Genomic DNA, 15,958 nt, shown 5'->3' on the forward strand with positions numbered 1-15,958 from the left:
ACCGGACACCTGAGCCCCATGACCATTCTCTCGCCCATGCCAGCCCTCGCAGCCGCCGCTCTGGCGCTCGCGCTGGCCTCGGGCCAGGTCTGCGCCCAGCCGCTCGACATCAAGCCGAGCGGTCAGCCCACAGTTGCCGCCCGCCCGGCACAGCGCGCGATCCCGCTGCCGCCGATCCGCCCGCCGGGCCTTGGCATGCCGCGCACCGACGCCAGCCAGGCCCAGGCAGCCGCCCCGGCACCTGCCGCCGCCGCTCCCGCGCCGGTCGTCACCGCCAACAATGAACCGCGGGCAGCAACGCCCGCCAAATCGTCCCGCCCGAGTACGCCCCTGTCCAAGGCCGAGGCGGTCGAGCGGCTGAACAGCTATTTCAACGGCTTCTCGACCTTGCAGGGCGATTTCATCCAGTTCGCCGCGGATGGGCGTCGCTTCGAGGGCAAGCTCTACATCCAACGCCCCGGCAAGATGCGCTTCGAATATCGTCCGCCCGTGACGATGGAGGTCGTCGCCGACGGCACCTCGGTCGCGATCCGCGACCGCAAGCTCGCGACCCAGGATCTCTATTCGATCGGCCAGACTCCGTTGAAGTTCCTGCTCAAGGAGCAGATGAACCTCGAGAAGGACAGCATCGTCACCGGCGTCAGCACCAAGGGCGACATCCTGTCGCTCAAGCTCGAGGACCGCTCGACGCTGGGCGGCACCTCGAAGATCACGCTGAACTTCGACCTCACCGCCAACGAGCTCCGGCAATGGGTGGTGATCGACCCGCAGGGCTACGAGACCTCAGTCTCGCTCTACAACCTCGATACGCAGCGCCGGCCCGACCAGAAGAACTTCGTGATCGACTACCAGCGCGTGCTCTGAACCGAGCGCTGCCTGTCACGCCGAAGTAACGGGGAGCGAGAACTCGCCCCCCGAGCCCGTGTCTCAGGACACGGTCCCAGTCGCCCGGAATCTCCAGAGCAAGGCGCAATCGGCCTCGGCCGATAAGTTGAGCACGACGATCGTGCCGGTCCTGACACGCCATCGCAGGGCATCGTCGCGCTCCGACTTGATCCGAAGCACGCCGCGGTCCTGCAGCGCTTGCAGCCGTGAACGCGATATCGCCAGCTCAGACGCCAGCAGGCGATCGAGGCGCAGGCTGGTTGGCAACGGGACCACCAGCGCGATCGCGATCGTTCTCGGAGAATGACTGTCGCGCACGATCTCCTTGGCGATGGCGACATCCGCGAACTCGTCGATGCGCGTCGATGCGCGCCTCAAGGCATCAAGGTTGAAGGCTTCTGCCGAAGCCCATCGCGGATCGTTGGACTGCAGCGCCGCAAGAACCGCGGGATCGATCTCGCGGACGGGCCGGCGTTCGAACAGCGGCCGGTTCCAGGTCCTGTCGCAATCCCTGCAGTTGTAGATGAGCCAGGCGTCGAGCCTGCGACCATTGGCGTTGAGTCTGATCTTTCCGCTGGATCGAAAGGCGCGTGGTCCACCGCATCCGCTGCAGGCGATCCAGGGCTCAGGGGCTGTCTTGGCAATGATGGTCCATTTGACCTGAAGTGCATCGCACATGGTGTCTTGGTCTTCCTCTCGGAAGTTCACCAAGGCGGCGTGCGAGAAAGCCCGAGCGGGCGCGGTATGGCGATGCTTTAGCGGGTCGCAGAGCAGAGACAGCGAGAGCTGTGCTGGCACAACTGGACAATGCCAAACCGGTCTCGCCACCACCCGACGAACGTAATCGAGGCCGGCAGCGCGTCGCTGTCAGCCTGCACGGGTGAAACTGGATCGAGACCGGATTTACTTAGGCAAAGTCTACCTCGGTGGGCCAACGCTCTGCGCGACCACAGATAGCAGATGATCGGCTCCTGAGGGACCCTCGCGCAAGTCGCGAGGAGAAGAGCGCCGGCCTGAGATATTTGCGCAACGCCATGCGGCTCGCCGGGCTACTCTTCTCGCCCGGCTTTCAGCGCACAGGGGAGGATTGGCACAAAGCCTTGCTTTTCCCGGGCTGACGACCCAGTTTCCGGCTTCCCTTTCGGCCGGAATCCCCCTGCGTGCAGCTCTCCGTCACCACCTGGAACATCAACTCGGTGCGCCTGCGCATCGGCATGGTCACCAAGTTCCTCAAGGCCCACCAGCCTGACGTCCTCTGCCTGCAGGAGACCAAGACGCCGGACGAGCAGTTCCCGGGCAAGGCCTTCAGCGAGGCCGGCTATGTCCACCAGGCTTTCATCGGCAACAAGGGCTATAACGGCGTCGCTATCGTCTCCAAGCTGCCCTTCTCCGAGAAGGAAGCGATGGCGATGTGCGAGCGCAACGACGCCCGCCACATGACCGTCGTGCTCGACAAGGGCGCCGGCGCCGCGGCCGGCATCGCCATCCATAATTTCTACATCCCCGCCGGCGGCGACATCGCCGACCCCGAGGCCAACCCGAAATTCGCCCACAAGCTGCAATTCCTCGACGCCATCGGTGCCTGGGGCGTCGCCCGCAACCCGGCCGGACGGCCAAGCATTTTGGTCGGCGATCTCAATATCGCCCCCTACGAACACGATGTCTGGAGCCACAAGCAGCTGCTCGACGTCGTCAGCCACACCCCGATCGAGACCACGACGCTGGAGAAGCTGCGCAGCGAGCTCGGCTGGACCGACGCTGCCCGTACGCTCCGGCCCGAGCCCGAGAAGCTCTACAGCTGGTGGAGCTACCGCGCCGCCGACTGGCAGGCCTCGAATCGCGGCCGCCGGCTCGACCATATCTGGCTCTCGGACGCCCTGAAGCCGACGCTGCGCGACCTCACCTTCCTGAGCGAGGCACGCGGCTGGGAGCGGCCTTCGGATCATGTCCCGGTGACGGTGCAGCTGGAGCTGTGAGCCGCCCGTCATTGTGAAAAGCGTCAGCGCAGATCGATCGCCCTGAGCGCAGTGCCGACTGCGGCCAGCTCGCTGTTGAACGCATGCAGGCGCTCCGCCACCGCCGCCGCGATCGCCTGCGCCGAATCCGGTGATTCGCCGAGCACCCGGCGCATCACGCTGCGCGCGAGACGCATCACCTGGGTCGGCTCGCGCGCAATCGCGGTCACCGGCCGCTCCAGTGCCGTGAACAGCGCGAGCTCGCCGATCAGCGCACCCGGCCCGACGACCTCGTCGGCCGGCCGGCCATCATCCTCGCGCTTCAGCGCCACCGCGCCGGAGATGACGAGAAAGGCCCCGTCCGAGCCCTCGCCGCGCCGGAACAGCACGTCTCCGGCGCGCAAGGACCGCGTCTCGGCAGCGAAGGCGAGCAGGCGCAAGGCATCGCGATCCATCAGGCCCAGCAACGGCTGACGGGCCAGCAGCGCGATGTCGTCGTTGAGCGACATTCAGGACTACGGATTCAGCCGGTAGCCGCCGGCATCGGTCACAAGCAGGCGCGCATTGGCGGGGTCCGGCTCGATCTTCTGGCGCAGGCGGTAGATATGGGTCTCGAGCGTATGCGTCGTGACCTGCGAATTATAGCCCCAGACCTCCTGCAGCAGGGTCTCGCGCGCGATCGGCTTGCGGCCGGCGCGGTAGAGGAAGCGCAGGATCGCCGTCTCCTTCTCGGTGAGCTTGGTCTTCGAGCCCTTGGCGCTGACCAGGAGCTTGGAGCCTGGGTGAAATGTGTACGGGCCAACTTGAAAAATGGCGTCCTCACTCGCCTCATATTGCCGCAAATGCGCGCGGATGCGCGCCAGCAACACCGCGAACTTGAACGGCTTCACCACATAGTCGTTGGCACCGGCTTCGAGCCCGAGCACGGTATCGGCATCCGAGCCCTGCCCGGTCAGCATGACCACCGGCCCCTTGAAGCCGTTCTTGCGCATCAGCTTCACCGCCTCGCGGCCATCCATGTCGGGCAGGCCGACATCCATGACCACGAGGTCGATGCGCTCGGCCTGCACGGCCTTCAGGCTCGCCGTCGCTGTCGGCGCCGACGACACCTTGAATTCGTCATAGAGCGCAAGCTGCTCGGCGAGCGCATCACGCAGCGTCTGGTCGTCGTCGACCAGCAGGATATGATGGGTAGCAGACATGAAGGCGATTCAGCCCGTTTGCGTTGGCGCAACATTAGAGCATGTTCGGCAGAAGTGGGAGCCACCTTTGCGAAGGGCCCATGCTCCAACATATTGAGTTAGCGCGAATTCTGACTGTCCGGCTGACACCGGTCAAACGGAAAGCGCGCCGGGTGACAGGAAATGGCCGGCAGATCACGCAAGATGGATGAGCTGTGAAAAGACGTGATGATGGCGCTGCGGCGGGTCGGCGGCTGACGAAACTGGTGGTGGTGCGCTCGGTGCATGACCGCCGCAAGGGCTTCCTGATCGCTGGCTCCGCCGCCTTTCCCTGTGCTCTCGGCCGTTCCGGCATCATCGTCGCCAAGCGCGAGGGCGATGGCGGCACGCCACGAGCGAAGCTGCCGCTGCGCCGGGTCTTCTATCGCGCCGACAGGCTGCCGCGGCCATCGAGCCTGCTGCCGGTCCGGGCCATCACGCCGCGCGACGCCTGGTGCGACGACCAGACCGACCGGCGCTACAACCGCCTGATCGACCGCCCGCCTGGCGAGGCCGAGGAACGGCTCGCCCGCACCGACAATCTCTACGACGTCATCGTCGAGCTCGGCTGGAACGATGCGCCGGTCCGGCGCGGCCGTGGCAGCGCGATCTTCTGGCATCTCGCCCGACCGGGTTTCACGCCAACGGCAGGCTGCGTCGCGGTCACCCGCGACATCTTTGGCAAGGTCCTGCCCAGGCTGGCCCGGCACTGCGCCATCGTCGTGCACTAGCCACTTGCAACTCGGCGCAAGCCGGAGATACTGACGCCGAGCACCGTCTCATCGATCGATTTCAGGAGCGCCGGACTTGAGCGGGCACCGCCCCGTTCAGGTAAGGCCAGCTCCCAGCAAGAGACTGTGCCATGACTGATTCGCCTATGACCGAGATCGGCTTCGGCCGCGTCGCCGCGATGTTCCCCGTCAAGGACATGGAGCGCGCCTGCGCCTTCTATATCGGCGTGCTCGGCTTCACCAAGACCTTCGAGAACGGCCAGCCAGTCGGCTTCATGATCCTGAAGAAGGGCAAAGCCGAAATCCACCTGACCCTGCAGAAGGACCACGAGGCCGCGCCCTTCAACATCGCCCATATCATGGTCGATGACGTCGATGCCTTTCACGAACTTTGCCGCGGCCACGGGCTGCGCATCGTCAAGGGCCTGCGCGACCAGGATTATGGACTGCGCGCCTTCGTCTTCGAGGATCCGGACGGCAACCGCATCGATGTCGGCCAGCCGATCTAGGCAACCGACGTAACAGCGGAATCAGCCGCGCGCGCCAAAGATCGCGCTGCCGACCCTGACATGGGTGGCGCCGAGCTGGATCGCTGCTTCGTAATCGGCGCTCATGCCCATCGACAGGATCGCCAGGCCGTTACGCTTGGCGATCTTGGCGAGCAGGGCAAAATGCGGCGAAGGCTGATCCTCGGCCGGGGGGATGCACATCAGCCCCGCGATCGTCAGCCCGTAGCGGGTCCGGCAGAGTTCGAGAAAGGCGTCGGCCTCGGCAGGCAGGACGCCACCCTTCTGCGGCTCGGCGCCGGTATTGACCTGCACGATCAGCTGCGGCGCCTTGCCGGCGCGCTCGATCTCGCGTGCCAGCTCCTTGGCGAGGCTCTCGCGATCGAGCGAGTGGATTGCGTCGAACAGCGCCACCGCGTCGCGCGCCTTGTTCGACTGCAGCGGTCCGATCATGTGCACCCTGGCTTGCGGGAAGCGCTCGCGCAGCGCCGGCCACTTCTCCTTGGCCTCCTGGACATAGTTCTCGCCGAAATCGATCTGGCCTGCGCCCAAGACCGGCACGATCATCTCGACCGGCTTGGTCTTGGAAACCGCGACCAGCGTCACGCCCTCCGGCTTGCGGCCGAAGTCGCGCGCGGCGCGGGCGATTGCGTTCCGCGTTTCCTGAAGTCTCGCCACGACATCCGACATTTCGACCCGTCCTCGCCTTACGCGCTTCCGCCAAGCCGTTCCGAACATTGACCCGGGGGCTACGATGGTGTCCTAGTCCGGCCCAGTCCGCTCACGCAAGAACGACACGATCAGCATGGCCGTCGAACGCTACAATCCGAAGGAAGCCGAGCCGAAATGGCGCAAGGTCTGGGATGAGCACAAGCTCTTCGAGACCCGCAACGACGATACGCGGCCGCCCTATTACGTGCTCGAGATGTTCCCCTATCCTTCGGGGCGCATCCATATGGGCCATGTCCGCAACTACGCGATGGGCGACGTCGTCGCGCGCTACAAGCGCGCCAAGGGTTTTTCGGTGCTGCACCCGATGGGTTGGGACGCCTTCGGCCTGCCGGCGGAGAACGCCGCCAAGGCCAACAAGGTCCATCCGCGTGACTGGACCTATGCCAATATCGCGACCATGCGCGGCCAGCTGCAGTCGATGGGCCTGTCGCTCGACTGGAGCCGCGAGCTCGCCACCTGCGACGCCAGCTACTACAAGCACCAGCAGAAGCTCTTCCTCGACTTCCTCAAGGCCGGGCTGGTCGACCGGAAGACCGCCAAGGTCAACTGGGACCCGGTCGACGAGACCGTGCTCGCCAACGAGCAGGTCATCGACGGCCGCGGCTGGCGCTCCGGCGCACCGGTCGAGCTGCGCGAGCTGACGCAGTGGTTCTTCAAGATCACCGCCTTCGGCGAGGAGCTGAACGATGCCCTGGAGGGCCTGACCCGCTGGCCTGACAAGGTCCGGCTGATGCAGAAGAACTGGATTGGCCGTTCGGAAGGCCTGCTCGTTCGTTTCGCTCTCGAATCGAATGCGCTGGGCCAGAGCGAAGTCGAGGTCTACACGACTCGGCCGGACACGCTCTTCGGCGCCAAGTTCCTGGCGGTCGCCCCCGACCACCCGCTGGCGAAGGCCGCTGCCGAAACGAATCCGGCGCTGCAGGACTTCATCGCCGAGTGCAAGAAGACCGGCACGGCCCAGGAGAACATCGACAAGGCCGAGAAGCAGGGCTTCGACACCGGCCTGCGCGCCGCCCATCCCTTTGATCCCGCATGGACTTTGCCGGTCTATGTCGCGAATTTCATCCTGATGGAATACGGTACCGGCGCCATCTTCGGCTGCCCGGCGCATGACCAGCGCGACCTCGACTTCGTCAACAAGTACGGGCTCGGCAACACCCCGGTGGTTTGCCCCGAAGGCACCGATCCGGCGAGCTTCGTCGTCACCGACACCGCCTATGACGGCGAGGGGCGGATGATCAATTCGCGCTTCCTCGACGGCATGACCATTCCGGAGGCGAAAGAAGACGTCGCCAGGCGGTTGGAGGCCGAAACCCTCGGCAACCGCCCTGTCGCCCAGCGCAAGGTCAATTTCCGCCTGCGCGACTGGGGCATCTCGCGCCAGCGCTATTGGGGCTGCCCGATCCCGATCGTGCATTGCCAGGATTGCGGCGTCGTTCCGGTGCCGGAGCAGGATCTGCCGGTCAAGCTCCCGGACGACGTCTCCTTCGACAAGCCCGGCAACCCGCTCGATCATCATCCGAGCTGGAAGCATGTCGCCTGCCCGCAATGCGGCAAGCCGGCCCGGCGCGAGACCGACACCATGGACACCTTCGTCGATTCGTCCTGGTATTTCGCTCGCTTCACCGATCCCTGGCGCACCGACAGCCCGACCGACCGCAAGGCCGTCGACCGCTTCCTGCCGGTCGATCAGTACATCGGCGGCGTCGAGCACGCGATCCTGCACCTGCTCTATTCGCGCTTCTTCACCCGCGCGATGAAGGCGACCGGTCATACCGGGCTGGACGAGCCCTTCGCCGGCATGTTCACGCAAGGCATGGTCGTGCACGAGACCTACCGGGCCGAAGACGGCGCCTGGGTCGAACCGGGCAATGTCCGGATCGAGACGATCGGCAATGAGCGCCGCGGCTTCGACGTCGAGAGCGGGGCTCCGATCGAGATCGGCTCGATCGAGAAGATGTCGAAGTCGAAGAAGAATGTCGTCGACCCCGACGACATCATCGCCTCCTACGGCGCCGACACCGCCCGCTGGTTCATGCTCTCCGATTCACCACCGGATCGCGACGTGATCTGGAGCGATGAAGGGGTCCAGGGCGCGGCCCGCTTCGTGCAGCGGCTCTGGCGCCTGGTCGCCGAGATCGGCGAGCGCGTTGGCGGCCCGCCGGCCCGCCCGGCCTCGTTCTCCGAGCCGGCGCTCGCCTTGCGCAAGGCGAGCCACCGCGCTTTGCACGCTGTCGGCGCCGACATCGAGCGGCTCGCCTTCAATCGCTGCATCGCCCATGTCTACACGCTGACAAACGCCATCGGCAAAGCGCTCGACGTGGCCGCCGAATCGGCGGATGTCCCCGCAGACATCGCCTTTGCGCTGCACGAATCTGCCACGATCGCGACGCAGCTTGTCGCTCCGATGATGCCGCATCTGGCCGAGGAATGCTGGCAGGCCCTGAGGCTGCCCGGCCTCGCCGGCGAAGCTGCCTGGCCGCAGGCTGAAACGGATTTGTTACAGGATGACAGCAAGATCCTGCCGGTACAGGTCAACGGCAAGAAGCGGGCGGAGGTGACGGTGCCTGCCGATGCCGATACGGTTGCAGTCGAGGCGATTGTGCGCGCCTCCGAGGCTGTCGCCAGGGCTCTCGAGAACCGGCCGATCCGCAAGGTGATCGTGGTACCGGGGAGGATCGTGAATGTCGTCGTCTGAGACCAGGACTATGGCCCGTCGCCGTCCGCTGGCGCTCGCCGCAGCGCTTGCCCTTGCTGCGCTCGCTGGCGGCTGCTTCCAGCCGCTCTACGGCGAGGGAACGGTCAGCCGGGTGGGCGGCAATGTCCGCAATGCGATGCTCGGTATCGACGTACCGGAGATCAGGGGTCTGGTCGGGCACTATCTGCGCAACGAGCTCGTATTCGAGTTCGATGGCGGCGGCGCCCCCGACCGTCAGAAGATCTTGAAGCTTAGCGCGAGCACAAGCGAAACGCTCGAGGTCATCACAGTCGATTACGCCAACGGCCGCGCCGATTCGGCCGTCCTGGTCGCGACTGCCGATTGGCAGCTCACCCGCACCGGTTCGAACGAGGTCGTCGCTTCCGGCCAGAGTGTGGTCCGCGCGCCTTATGAGCGCTCGCAGCAGCGTTTCGCCTCGCTGCGCGCCGCGCGCGACGCCCAGGTCCGCGCCGCCAAGGAGCTCGCCCAGCTGATCAAGGCCCGGGTCGCCGCCGCGCTCGTCGCCGGCTGAGCCGATGGCGACGATCAAGGCGCACGAGGCGGATCGTGCGCTTGCGCGCCCCGATCCCGCCTGGCGCCTGTTCCTGTTCTACGGCCCGGACGCCGGGCTCATCTCCGAGCGGGCCGCTGCACTGGCCCGCAGCAGCGTCGACGACCCGCAGGACGCCTTCCAGCTGATCCGTATGGATGGCGACGATATCGCATCGGACCCGCTGAAACTCGTCGACGAAGCCAATACGATCGGGCTGTTCGGCGGACGCCGCGCGATCCGCGTTTCCCCGACCTCACGCCCGCTCGCCGCTGCGGTCGAGCCTCTCCTGGCGACACCGTCGCAGGACGCGATCGTGATCGTCGAGGCCGGCGACCTGCAGAAGAGCAACCCGCTGCGGACGGCCTGCGAACGGGCAAGATCGGCGCTCGCCGTGCCTTGCTATGGTGATGCCGCGCGCGATCTCGGCACGATCGTCGATGAGATGGCGCGGGCCGCCGGCAAGAGCATCGACCGATCCACGCGCGATCTCCTGACCAGCCTGCTTGGCGGCGATCGCCAGACCTCTCGGCAGGAGATCGACAAGCTGATCATCTATGCCGGCAGCGACGCGGCCCTGACGGCTGCCCATGTCGAAGCTGTCGTCGGCGATACCGCCCAGCGCGAGCAGGCGGGCGTGGTCGACGCGGTCTTCGCCGGCCGCCTGCCCAGCCTCGATCTGGCTCTTGCCAAACTAGCCGGCGAGGGGCTCGACCAGGGCGTTCTGCTCGGCGCCGTTCTGCGTCATGCCCTCGCCTTGCTGAAGGCGAAGCTCGCCATCGAGGGCGGCAAGTCGGCGCGTGAAGCCGTCGGCGCCATGCGTCTGCCCTATCCGCGGATCGCCACAGCGGAAGTGGCGCTCAGCACCTGGCCGGCTGCGAAGTTGCGCGACGCGGTGACGATCCTCGGCACCGCGATGCTGGCGGTGCGCCGCGATGGCGATATGGCCAAGCCGATCGCCGCCCGTGCGCTCTGGACGCTGAGCCGAATGGGCGGCAGGGGGCGCTGATCAGGCCTTCAAGCGCCGGCAGAGAGCATCGAGCTGCTCCAGCGTCTTGTAGCTGATCTTCATCTCGCCGCCGCCATTGGCGCGATGCTGGATGGAAACGCCGAGCCCGAGCGCTTCTTCCAGTGCCTTTTCGACCGCACGCGTATCCGGATCCTTCTCCGGCTTCGGCGCGGCAGCTCGCACCGGCTTGTTCTCGCTGCGGGCTTCATCCTGGCCGAGTCGTTCGACGTCACGAACTGTAAGCCCTTGCTCCACAACGCGTTTTGCAACCTGTTCCGGATCCGAAACAGCAAGAAGGGCGCGAGCATGGCCGGCCGAGACCGAGCCTTCGCTGACCAGTAGCTTGACCGGCTCCGGCAATTTGCTCAGCCGCAGCGTGTTCGCCACATGCGAACGGCTCTTGCCGATCACTTTGGCGAGATCATTCTGCGTGTAGTCGAATTCGGCGATCAGCCGCTCATAGCCGGCCGCCTCTTCCATCGCGTTGAGATCGGCGCGCTGGACGTTCTCGACAATCGCGATTTCGAGCGCCTCGCGATCATTGGCTTCGACCAGGATGACCGGGACATCATGAAGTTCAGCCCGCTGCGCCGCCCGCCAGCGCCGCTCGCCGGCAATGATCTCATAGGCATCGATCATGCCCGGGATCGAACGCACGATGATCGGCTGCAGGATGCCGCGCTCGCGCACCGAAGCGGCCAGGTCCTCGAGCTCGGCTTCTGCGAACGCCTTGCGCGGGTTACGCGCATTCGGACGCAGGAACTCGACCGGAACCTTGCGCTGCCCGCGCGCCCGCTCGATCGCGCCGATTTCCTCGCCGACATCGCCGATCAGCGCAGCCAGACCCCGGCCAAGACGCGAGCGCCCCTGTTCCTCGACCATTGCCATTCCTCTTGAACCTTCTTGTACCGATCAGGCGGCGCGCAGCGTGCGCTCGCGCTTGATCACCTCCGAGGCCAGCTTCAGATAGGCCTGCGAACCGGCGCAGCGCAGATCGTAGAGTAGCGCCGGCTTGCCATAGGACGGCGCCTCGGAGATCCGCACATTGCGCGGAATCACAGTCTCGTAGACCTTGTCGCCAAGAAAATGGCGAACATCGGCCATGACCTGGCCGGAGAGATTGTTGCGCGGGTCGTACATGGTCAGCACGACGCCCTGGATCATCAGGCGCGGGTTCAGACCTGCCCGAACCTGCTCGACCGTCTTGAGCAGCTGGCTGAGACCCTCCAGCGCAAAGAACTCGCATTGCAGCGGCACCAGCACCGCATCCGCCGCCGTCATGGCGTTGATGGTGATCAGGCTGAGCGAAGGCGGGCAATCGATCAGGATATAGGTCAGGTCGCTGCAGCGCTGATCGTCGACCAGTTCGTCGATCGCCTTTTTCAGGCGCGCAGCGCGATCCTTGGCGCTGGCAATCTCGAGCTCGACACCCAGAAGGTCGAGCGTTGACGGCGCCAGGAACAGATTGGGAACGGCGGTAGCCTGCATCGCCATGCCGAGCCCGATATCGCCGCAGAGCACGTCATAGGTCGATGCCTTCCGGCTCTTGCGATCGACGCCGAGTCCGGTCGAGGCATTGCCCTGAGGATCGAGATCGATGATCAGGACCTTTTCGCCGATGGCGGCGAGAGCGGTGCCCAGATTGATCGCGGTCGTGGTCTTGCCGACCCCGCCCTTCTGATTGGCGAGTGCCAGCACGCGCGGCCGCGCGGTGGGAAGCGTGATAGAGCGAGAATCGGTCATCAATCGGCCCGTTTCTCGGCGCCGCTGATCACCAGGATGGCGGCCGCCGAATCCGTTAAGGATGGAAACGTTGTGGCCTGAATCTTCCAATATTTAGCCGCGGCGGTCAATTCCGCCTCTAGATGTTGTCCCTTGGGAAAGACTCCCGTCACCCCGGTTCTCAACAGCTCTTTGCACCAGTCGAGGAGCAGCGGTAGCGGCGCCAGCGCCCGCGCCGTCACCGCCTCGACCTTTCCGGCGAAGCCGTCGACGACATCCTCGATCCTGGCGTTATGGACGGTCACCGGTGCGCCGGTCATTCGGGCGGCATGGCGCAAAAAGGCGCATTTGCGGGCATTGCTCTCGACCAGGTCGATATGGCCGCCCAGCTCGGCGAGCTGGATGCCGAGCACGAGCCCGGGAAAACCGCCACCCGAACCGAGATCGAGCCAGCGCCGCGCCTGTGGCGCATGAGCGAGCAATTGCAAGGAATCGGCAATGTGCCGAGTCCAGACCTCATCGAGCGTCGCGCCCGAGACCAGGTTCTTTGCCTGCTGCCAGCGCCGTAGCTCGCCGACCAGAATGGCAAGGCGCTCCTCTGTTTCACGTGAAACAGGCGTCAAGCGAAAAGCGCGGAGGCGGTCGGAGTTATCCGCCTTATCAACAGAACTCACAGGTTCATGCCTCGACGCTGGTGCTACGCGCGACCTGACGCTTGCGCGCATGTGCGGCCAACAAGGTCAAGGCGGCCGGCGTCATCCCCTCGATCCGACCCGCCTGCGCCAGATTGCTCGGCCACGCCGCGCGCAGCTTCAGCCGCAATTCATTCGACAACCCAGAGATTCCGTCGAGGTCGAGATCCTCCGGCAGCGCCAAAGCCTGGTCGCGCTGGTAGGAATCAATCTCTGCCGCCTGCCGGTCGAGATAGACCGCATAGGTCGCGTCCGCTGCAACACGCGCCCGCACTGTCTCGGAGAAACCAGCAAGATCAGGCCAGATCCGAAACAAGGCTTCGAAATCGACTGCCGGGTAGGACAGGATCTGGAAAGCCGAACGCCTGATCCCGTCGCGATTGATCTCCAACCCAGCCGCCGCCGCTTCATTCGGCGACAATGTCCGCTCGCGTAAGAGTTCGGTAAGCTTAACGATCTCTGACTGCCGACGCTCATAGCGCTCCTGCCGGGCGCTACCGACGACGCCAAGCTCAATGCCGAGCCGCGTCAGACGCTCATCGGCATTGTCCACTCGCAGCGACAGCCGAAACTCCGCGCGCGAAGTGAACATTCGATACGGTTCCGTAACGCCGCGCGTCACCAAATCGTCGACCATCACGCCGATATAGGATTGCGTCCGGTCGAGGCTGACCGGCTGACTGCCGCCGGCGCGACGTGCCGCGTTGAGCCCGGCGAGCAGGCCCTGCGCCGCTGCCTCTTCGTAACCTGTGGTGCCGTTGATCTGGCCGGCCAGGAAGAGGCCCGCTATCATCCGCGTCTCCAGCGTCGGCCTGAGCGCACGCGGGTCGACATAATCGTATTCGATGGCATAGCCCGGCCGCAGCATCACCGCGTGCTCGAGGCCCGGGATCGTCTTCAGCAGGCCGAGCTGGACATCCTCTGGCAGCGACGTCGAAATTCCGTTCGGGTAGACGGTGGGATCGTCGAGGCCCTCGGGCTCAAGGAAGATCTGGTGCCCGTCACGATCGCCGAAGCGGCCGACCTTGTCCTCGATCGATGGGCAATAGCGCGGGCCACGTCCTTCGATCTGGCCGGAGAACATCGGCGCCCGGTGCAGATTGGCTCGGATCAGCTCGTGCGTCGCCAGCGTCGTCCGGGTCACACCACAGCTGATCTGCGGCGTGGTGATCGCCTCGGTCATGGCCGAGAACGGCTCCGGCGGCTCGTCGCCCGGCTGCATCTCCAACCTGGCCCAATCGATCGTGCGGCCGTCCAGCCGCGGCGGCGTTCCCGTCTTCAATCGGCCAAGCGGGAAGTCGTACCGCTCCAGCGTCGCGGAGAGGCCGAGTGACGGCGCCTCGCCGACGCGTCCCGCCGGGATCTTCTTCTCGCCGATATGGATCAGGCCCCGCAGGAACGTACCGGTCGTCAGCACGACCGTTCCGCAGGCGAACCGACGGCCATCCGCGAGCACGACGCCGGCGACCTCGCCAGCAACGATCTCCAGGTCGAACGCTTCGTCCTCGATCAGGGTAAGCCCATTCTGAGCCGCCAGTGCAGCCTGAACCGCTTCGCGATAAAGCTTGCGGTCGGCCTGGGCGCGCGGCCCGCGCACCGCCGGCCCCTTGCGCCGATTGAGCATGCGGAACTGAATGCCGCCCTGATCGGCGCAGCGGGCCATGATCCCGTCGAGGGCATCGATCTCGCGGACGAGATGGCCCTTGCCGAGCCCACCGATCGCCGGATTGCAGGACATCGCCCCGACGGTCGCGATCTGCTGGGTAATCAGGGCCGTCCTGGCGCCGGCGCGCGCCGCCGCAGCCGCGGCTTCCGCCCCGGCATGGCCGCCGCCCACCACGACGACATCGTAGTGCCCGTTCGCCTGCGCATTCGACATGAGCAATTCGCTAGCCAAGCCTGGCCGCGAGGTCAATGAAAACCGCCTATTTGCCGATGCAGAAGCCGGAAAACAGGCTGTCGAGCACATCCTCGACATCGACCTTGCCGATCAGCCGCTCCAGCCCCCTGACTGCGACGCGTAGCTCTTCCGCGATGAGCTCAGGCTGTTCATGCGGGAGCAGGATAGCGCGTTCGATCGCAGCGGCAGCATCCGCCACCGCGGCACGCTGCCGCTCGCGCGTGACGAGCGCCGGCTCCACCTGGCCGAGCTTGCCGAGGCGAGACGCGATGAGCTCGATCAGCTCCGGCAGTCCGGCCCCGGTCACAGTGGACACACCGACCTCCTCGGCGGCAGCACTACCGCCAAGATCGAGCTTCGTTGCGACAGCGATCTCGGTAGTGCCGATAACACTTTGTTCCGACTCCGAATCGGGCGACCGCAGGCGTAGCACCAGATCGGCATGGGCCGCTTTCTGTCGGGCGCGCCGCACGCCTTCCGCTTCGATCTCGTCGCCGCTCTCGCGCAAACCCGCCGTATCGACCAGAACGACGGGAATGCCGCCCAGATCCAGCCTGACTTCGATGGCGTCCCGGGTCGTACCGGCAATCGGCGAGACGATCGCGACATCCCGGCGTGCCAACGCATTCAACAGGCTCGACTTGCCGGCATTGGGCGGACCAGCAAGGACCACGACAAAGCCTTCCCGAACCCGCTCACCGGCCGCGAAACTACCAAGCGCTACCCGTAGACTACCGAGTACGCCCCGCGCACCAGCCACCGCCTCGGCAATCAGCGGACCGCCAACATCGCCCTCGTCGGAAAAATCGATCTCGGCCTCGAGCAGCACCATCGCCTTGATCAGCGCGCTGCGCCATTCACTCGCTGCCTGGCCGAGCGCACCTTCCATCTGCCGCAGCGCCTGCCTGCGCTGCCATTCCGTCTCCGAATCAATCAAATCGGCCAAGCCTTCGACCGCTGCCAGGTCCAGCTTGCCAGCCTCGAAAGCGCGGCGAGTGAACTCGCCGGCTTCCGCCAGGCGCAGGCCGGGCAGGGCGGTCAACACCGCCAACAAGCGCGACAGCACCGCCCGCGAGCCATGGATATGGAACTCGGCAACATCCTCCCCGGTGAAGCTTGCTGGCCCTGGGAAGAACAGCACGAGACCATGGTCGATGATCCCGCCAGCGGGATCGCGTAGCGCCCGGTAGGCGGCTTTGCGCGCCTCGGGTGCCGATCCAGCAATCGTTTCGATAGCGAATCGGACGCGCTCACCCGAAACCCGGACCACCGCGACACCAGCGCGCCCGGCACCGGAGGACAGCGCCACAATCGTCGGATAGGCTTTCACTGCTCGATACCGCCAGGGCTGGAGTTCC

16 protein-coding genes are annotated in these 15,958 nt (G+C 65.6%); 7 read left to right on the top strand and 9 right to left on the bottom strand.

The window, feature by feature from the left end; translation table 11 throughout:
* Window positions 1–18 precede the first annotated feature (18 nt).
* Complete coding sequence (locus tag ACWIGM_RS25740) at window positions 19–864, top strand: outer membrane lipoprotein carrier protein LolA (RefSeq protein ID WP_454028824.1); 846 nt, start codon at window positions 19–21, stop codon at window positions 862–864.
* Window positions 865–927: 63 nt separating this feature from the next.
* Here the strand turns inward: ACWIGM_RS25740 and ACWIGM_RS25745 are convergent, their stop codons facing one another.
* A complete protein-coding gene (locus ACWIGM_RS25745; protein WP_454029403.1) occupies window positions 928–1,563 on the bottom strand; it encodes a DUF1062 domain-containing protein in 636 nt (211 codons plus the stop codon).
* A 482-nt stretch (window positions 1,564–2,045) separates the two neighbouring features.
* On the opposite strand from ACWIGM_RS25745, the gene xth reads away from it, so the two are divergent.
* A complete protein-coding gene (xth, locus tag ACWIGM_RS25750; protein WP_454028825.1) occupies window positions 2,046–2,861 on the top strand; it encodes an exodeoxyribonuclease III in 816 nt (271 codons plus the stop codon).
* 23 nt (window positions 2,862–2,884) lie between these two features.
* On the opposite strand, the gene ACWIGM_RS25755 is transcribed toward xth, so the two are convergent.
* Together ACWIGM_RS25755 and ACWIGM_RS25760 are read right to left on the bottom strand one after the other, a co-directional pair.
* Entirely contained in the window at window positions 2,885–3,349 is a 465-nt protein-coding gene (locus tag ACWIGM_RS25755; RefSeq protein ID WP_454028826.1) for a cyclic nucleotide-binding domain-containing protein, read from the bottom strand.
* Window positions 3,350–3,355: 6 nt separating this feature from the next.
* A complete protein-coding gene (locus ACWIGM_RS25760) occupies window positions 3,356–4,042 on the bottom strand; it encodes a response regulator transcription factor (RefSeq protein WP_454028827.1) in 687 nt (228 codons plus the stop codon).
* Between the two features lie 194 nt (window positions 4,043–4,236).
* Here ACWIGM_RS25760 and ACWIGM_RS25765 point away from each other — a divergent pair, with 194 nt between their 5' ends.
* Together ACWIGM_RS25765 and ACWIGM_RS25770 are read left to right on the top strand one after the other, a co-directional pair.
* Window positions 4,237–4,791 (top strand): L,D-transpeptidase family protein, encoded by a 555-nt coding sequence (locus tag ACWIGM_RS25765; protein WP_454028828.1) that lies wholly within the window; start codon window positions 4,237–4,239, stop codon window positions 4,789–4,791.
* A 131-nt stretch (window positions 4,792–4,922) separates the two neighbouring features.
* Window positions 4,923–5,300 carry a VOC family protein gene (locus ACWIGM_RS25770; RefSeq protein ID WP_454028829.1) on the top strand — a complete coding sequence of 126 codons (378 nt, stop codon included), beginning with the start codon at window positions 4,923–4,925 and terminating at the stop codon, window positions 5,298–5,300.
* A 21-nt stretch (window positions 5,301–5,321) separates the two neighbouring features.
* Here ACWIGM_RS25770 and ACWIGM_RS25775 read toward each other — a convergent pair whose 3' ends face one another.
* Window positions 5,322–5,987, bottom strand: coding sequence for a YggS family pyridoxal phosphate-dependent enzyme (locus tag ACWIGM_RS25775; RefSeq protein WP_454028830.1), 666 nt, complete (start codon window positions 5,985–5,987; stop codon window positions 5,322–5,324).
* Window positions 5,988–6,102: 115 nt separating this feature from the next.
* On the opposite strand from ACWIGM_RS25775, the gene leuS reads away from it, so the two are divergent.
* Genes leuS through holA form a run of 3 tightly spaced genes read left to right on the top strand, consistent with a single transcriptional unit; the run spans window position 6,103 to window position 10,286 of the window.
* Window positions 6,103–8,727: a leucine--tRNA ligase gene (leuS, locus tag ACWIGM_RS25780; RefSeq protein WP_454028831.1), complete on the top strand. Its 2,625-nt coding sequence runs from the start codon at window positions 6,103–6,105 to the stop codon at window positions 8,725–8,727.
* 10 nt (window positions 8,728–8,737) lie between these two features.
* A complete protein-coding gene (gene lptE, locus ACWIGM_RS25785; RefSeq protein WP_454028832.1) occupies window positions 8,738–9,259 on the top strand; it encodes an LPS assembly lipoprotein LptE in 522 nt (173 codons plus the stop codon).
* A gap of 4 nt (window positions 9,260–9,263) precedes the next feature.
* Window positions 9,264–10,286 (top strand): DNA polymerase III subunit delta, encoded by a 1,023-nt coding sequence (holA, locus tag ACWIGM_RS25790; RefSeq protein ID WP_454028833.1) that lies wholly within the window; start codon window positions 9,264–9,266, stop codon window positions 10,284–10,286.
* Here holA and ACWIGM_RS25795 read toward each other — a convergent pair whose 3' ends face one another.
* Genes ACWIGM_RS25795 through mnmE form a run of 5 tightly spaced genes read right to left on the bottom strand, consistent with a single transcriptional unit; the run spans window position 10,287 to window position 15,930 of the window.
* Window positions 10,287–11,168: a ParB/RepB/Spo0J family partition protein gene (locus ACWIGM_RS25795; RefSeq protein WP_454028834.1), complete on the bottom strand. Its 882-nt coding sequence runs from the start codon at window positions 11,166–11,168 to the stop codon at window positions 10,287–10,289.
* Window positions 11,169–11,198: 30 nt separating this feature from the next.
* Window positions 11,199–12,029: a ParA family protein gene (locus ACWIGM_RS25800; RefSeq protein WP_454028835.1), complete on the bottom strand. Its 831-nt coding sequence runs from the start codon at window positions 12,027–12,029 to the stop codon at window positions 11,199–11,201.
* Window positions 12,029–12,682 (bottom strand): 16S rRNA (guanine(527)-N(7))-methyltransferase RsmG, encoded by a 654-nt coding sequence (gene rsmG, locus ACWIGM_RS25805; RefSeq protein WP_454028836.1) that lies wholly within the window; start codon window positions 12,680–12,682, stop codon window positions 12,029–12,031. The genes ACWIGM_RS25800 and rsmG overlap by 1 nt, the downstream gene beginning before the upstream one ends.
* A 4-nt stretch (window positions 12,683–12,686) precedes the next feature.
* Complete coding sequence (gene mnmG, locus ACWIGM_RS25810; RefSeq protein ID WP_454028837.1) at window positions 12,687–14,579, bottom strand: tRNA uridine-5-carboxymethylaminomethyl(34) synthesis enzyme MnmG; 1,893 nt, start codon at window positions 14,577–14,579, stop codon at window positions 12,687–12,689.
* Window positions 14,580–14,625: 46 nt separating this feature from the next.
* Window positions 14,626–15,930, bottom strand: a complete 1,305-nt coding sequence (gene mnmE, locus ACWIGM_RS25815; RefSeq protein WP_454028838.1) for a tRNA uridine-5-carboxymethylaminomethyl(34) synthesis GTPase MnmE — start codon at window positions 15,928–15,930, stop codon at window positions 14,626–14,628.
* Window positions 15,931–15,958 lie beyond the last annotated feature (28 nt).

Source organism: Allobosea sp. NPDC055332 (assembly GCF_053645455.1).